4 protein-coding genes are annotated in these 3498 nt (G+C 53.2%); 1 reads left to right on the forward strand and 3 read right to left on the reverse strand.

From position 1 onward, the window contains the following. Window positions 1-223: 223 nt before the first annotated feature. Window positions 224-592 carry an ArsR family transcriptional regulator gene (locus tag O6944_09280; GenBank protein ID MCZ6719326.1) on the forward strand — a complete coding sequence of 123 codons (369 nt, stop codon included), beginning with the start codon at window positions 224-226 and terminating at the stop codon, window positions 590-592. A 133-nt stretch (window positions 593-725) separates the two neighbouring features. On the opposite strand, the gene O6944_09285 is transcribed toward O6944_09280, so the two are convergent. The 3 genes from O6944_09285 to O6944_09295 form a co-directional block, all read right to left on the reverse strand. Beyond that, the gene (locus O6944_09285) at window positions 726-1073 is read right to left on the reverse strand and encodes an alpha/beta hydrolase domain-containing protein (protein MCZ6719327.1); all 348 of its coding nucleotides are present in this window, start codon (window positions 1071-1073) and stop codon (window positions 726-728) included. A gap of 85 nt (window positions 1074-1158) precedes the next feature. Further along, window positions 1159-2457: a sulfatase gene (locus O6944_09290; GenBank protein MCZ6719328.1), complete on the reverse strand. Its 1299-nt coding sequence runs from the start codon at window positions 2455-2457 to the stop codon at window positions 1159-1161. Window positions 2458-2475: 18 nt separating this feature from the next. Then, on the reverse strand, window positions 2476-3498 hold a 1023-nt coding region (locus tag O6944_09295), incomplete at its 5' end, for a Gfo/Idh/MocA family oxidoreductase (GenBank protein ID MCZ6719329.1).

The raw sequence follows: 3498 nt of genomic DNA on the forward strand, positions 1-3498 counted from the left end.
CGCGTAAGCAGTAAGTTAAGAGTGCCAACCTGGTTGGCTCGGACTGTTGGAAAATCAAACGCGGCAAACGACTTTTAGGGTATGACAACAATACGTTTGAAGGGCATCACAAACACCGGCACGGCAAGAAAACCCCGGTAAGGTTCACCAATCTTGAGCACCTGTTTGAGCGATTCATCAAAGAAATTCAGCGGATGCGGGGTGAGAGAAAATGAGCTTGTGCATGAAAACAACGAACCTAAAAATCCAATCCGAAGCCGCTTTTGTGCGAGATGTCAAAGCGCAGCTGAGAAAGATAGATGACGGTGAATTTCCTGCGCAAGCCGTCGTCTCCACCAGTTTCGATAGCCTCGACTCTCTGGACGCCAACCTGACGCCAAAACGGCTTAAAATACTGCACACCATCAAGCGCAAGCACCCGAAAACCGTTAGTGAACTGGCCAAACAGCTCAAACTGCCGAGACGCGAAATCTCAGCCGAGATTCGTACGCTTGCCAACTTAGGGTTCATTGATGCAAAGCCGCGTGCGTCATCCAACAACAAGACTGATACGGCAAACGAGGATTCTATTACCATCGCGATACCGCTGTAGCACCGCTGGGGACAAACTATAAGCGTGGGGCAATAAAGTATACAGAAACATCAGGTCAGGTCGGCATTCATGCCTCCAATAATCTTCCAACCGTTCTTTGTCCGCAACCCTGTGTGGGTCCACTGGCTATTACTCATTCAGTGTTGGGGGGCCGGAAAACCGGGCTCTGCGAGGCGGCATGAATAACGATGATAGCATCCTGTTCCAGCATGAAGCCTTCTGCCACAAGAGACCATGCCGACACGGCGATGCGATTGACATAGTCGTTGTTATCCAGATAGCGTTCCTCAATCGATAACCGATTATCATTGGCCGCTAGCCGTTGCTGCTTTGTTTTCGCAAACGGGATAAAGGAACCGGACAGAACACAGCCTCTATCTGTCAAGGGCGTGTTTTGACCCCCATGAGTCCCAGTCGGAACCTGAATATCGGGAAGTCTGACACCGCCCAATGCGTTCCCATCCTCGTCGCTTTGTGGCACTTGCGGGCGATCGCTTTACCAGAGGTCGTCGCACCACACAGATAATGCAAGTTTTCGTCGAAAAATTCACAGAAAGAATCATAAACTATCTCTGCAGATCAGCGATGGCCATTCTGTAATAAGGAGTGGCAACTGGACCATGCAAGATAGGGTCGTCCACCTCTTGGAGCCAACTCAGAAGCCGTGTGTCGAGGTCACGACGAACTGTGTCGTATTGCGGCGTTCGACTAACACTGTGAAGTTCGTGCGGGTCGGCAGCCAAGTCATACAATTCCAGCACAGGACGTTCTTGAGCCGAGGATCTACCACGTTGACTCGGTACGCGTGGCAGACGGCTTGGTGAGAAATTCCGGATGAGCTTATACTGGCCGGTGCGTATGCTGCGCGATTCCGTCCATCGATTGGACGCATGCATCATGGCAAAAGTCGCATCACGTGGCGGAGTGTCATGCTCGCCCGCGAAGAATGAAGCAAAGCTCCTTCCCTGGACGTTTTGGGGAATCGGCAAATGAGCAAAATCAAGGAGCGTGGGGACAAGATCGACGTTGCTGATCTGCCAGTCGCATACCCTTCCACCTCGCACACTGCCTTCCGGCCACCGCATCAGCAGGGCCGTTCGTATCCCACCATCGTAAAGCTCCCATTTGCATCGAGGCAATTCAACACCGTGGTCTGAGGTGAAAACCACGATTGTGTTGTCTGCCAGCCCTGTTTGTGACAATGCACTGAAAATCCTGCCCACTGCCCGATCTAAGTGTCGAATTGCACCCTGAAGCCCAGAGATATGCCGCCGCACGTTTTCATCATCAACAACATAGGGTAGAATTTCGACGCCGAATTCGTCATCGGGTTCGGCACCACTAAACCCGAAGGGGGTATGTGTTTCAAAGACACCCATCTGTGCGTAGAACGGCGCATCACCCTCGTTACGCTGCTGTAGAAACTCAACAACGGAGGTAGCAGTCTCTTCGGCCGTCGAAACATGCTCTCCTGTGAGGAGACGGTACGTACCCGAGTCAACAAGCCGCTGTTCTCGGAAGCCAAGGGGATCGGTATGTGGTGCTTCGTGCTGGTGATTGAACAGCACGGTGTGGTAGCCGTATCCGCTCAAGAGGTGCGAAAGGTGGCGTTCGCCTTCGTGATACCGCCAACGATAGGGTGTCTGAATTAGCCCCATCAGCCCGTTGCTCTGCGGATACCGTCCAGTCATCATCGCGCCCCGACTCGGTGTGCAGACAGGTGAGGTGCAAAAGGCATTTGAAAAAAGGTAGCCATCGGCTGCAAGGGCGTCTAGATGAGGCGTATGGACCGTATGATGCCCGTAGCACCTGAGCCAATCGCCGGTATCATGGCTGGTTATAAATAGAATGTTAGGTCGCTGCATTCTTTACCTCTGCTCGTATTAACCACCCAAGCGTTTGTTTTCTTCTATAAGCCATTCCGCGTCGCGCATCGGCATGGGTTCGGGTGGCCCTAATCCGGCCTCTCTGCGCCAGCGGGTCAGTGGGTGTTCACGGTTGGGCTGCGGGAGATCGACGCGAGTGCCGTACGCCGCGGATTCAAAAATACCCATGATGATTTCGATAACGTGGCGTCCCTCGGCTCCGCTACATTCGTGCTCTCGCCCTTCATCCAAAGCCCGGACATATTCGTCCACAAACCAATAATCCCCTTCATTCAAGCTGATATTGTCGGGGGGCTTTTCGACGGCTTGTGCAAAGCTTTCCGCATAGATGGGTGTTAGGGCTTGCCATTTAGACAGGTCATTTGCAGGCAGAGCGTGAGGGGTGGGCAGCCACCAAGCACCTCGCGGATGCCACATCAATCGCCCTTCTGTTCCATAAAGTTCAACCACGTGGGCATCCAATTCAATTTTGCCAAAGCCGTGCTGGAGCAACGTCCCCGTCACTCCATTGTCAAACTGTAAGGTCGCCGTGACGTGGTCGCCCGCAATCGTGCCGTTTCCCCGTGGGGCCGGCAAAACATCCTGCGGCGTGATCGGACGACCACGAGTGGTGGCATGTGCCGTGAGGCTCCGACAATGACCCCCAAATTTGATGACGTGGGTCAGTAGATGCGTGCCAATTTCCATCAGGCCAAAGCCACCATAATAACCTTTCCCACTGGCGTAGATATAGCGCAACTCGCCGATCTTGCCCGCCTGATAAGCCTGATTTATGGCTTGGTTCCAAGCACTCAGACGCCACTGATGATGCACTGCGACTTGGACGCCCTTTTCAGCCGCTTTGTTCATTACTGCATCCGTCTCAATGAGATCCATCCCCATCGGCTTTTCGACTTCAATGTTAACGCCATGTTCAAGCACCCTCAGCGCGAGCGGGGCATGCAGGGCGGGTGCGGTCGGAATAGCGACTATATCTGGTTCAATTTGGCGGATCATCTCGTCCAAATCTGTAAAGCGAGC

Source organism: Gammaproteobacteria bacterium, assembly GCA_027296625.1.
Classification (GTDB): domain Bacteria; phylum Pseudomonadota; class Gammaproteobacteria; order JAKEHO01; family JAKEHO01; genus JAKEHO01.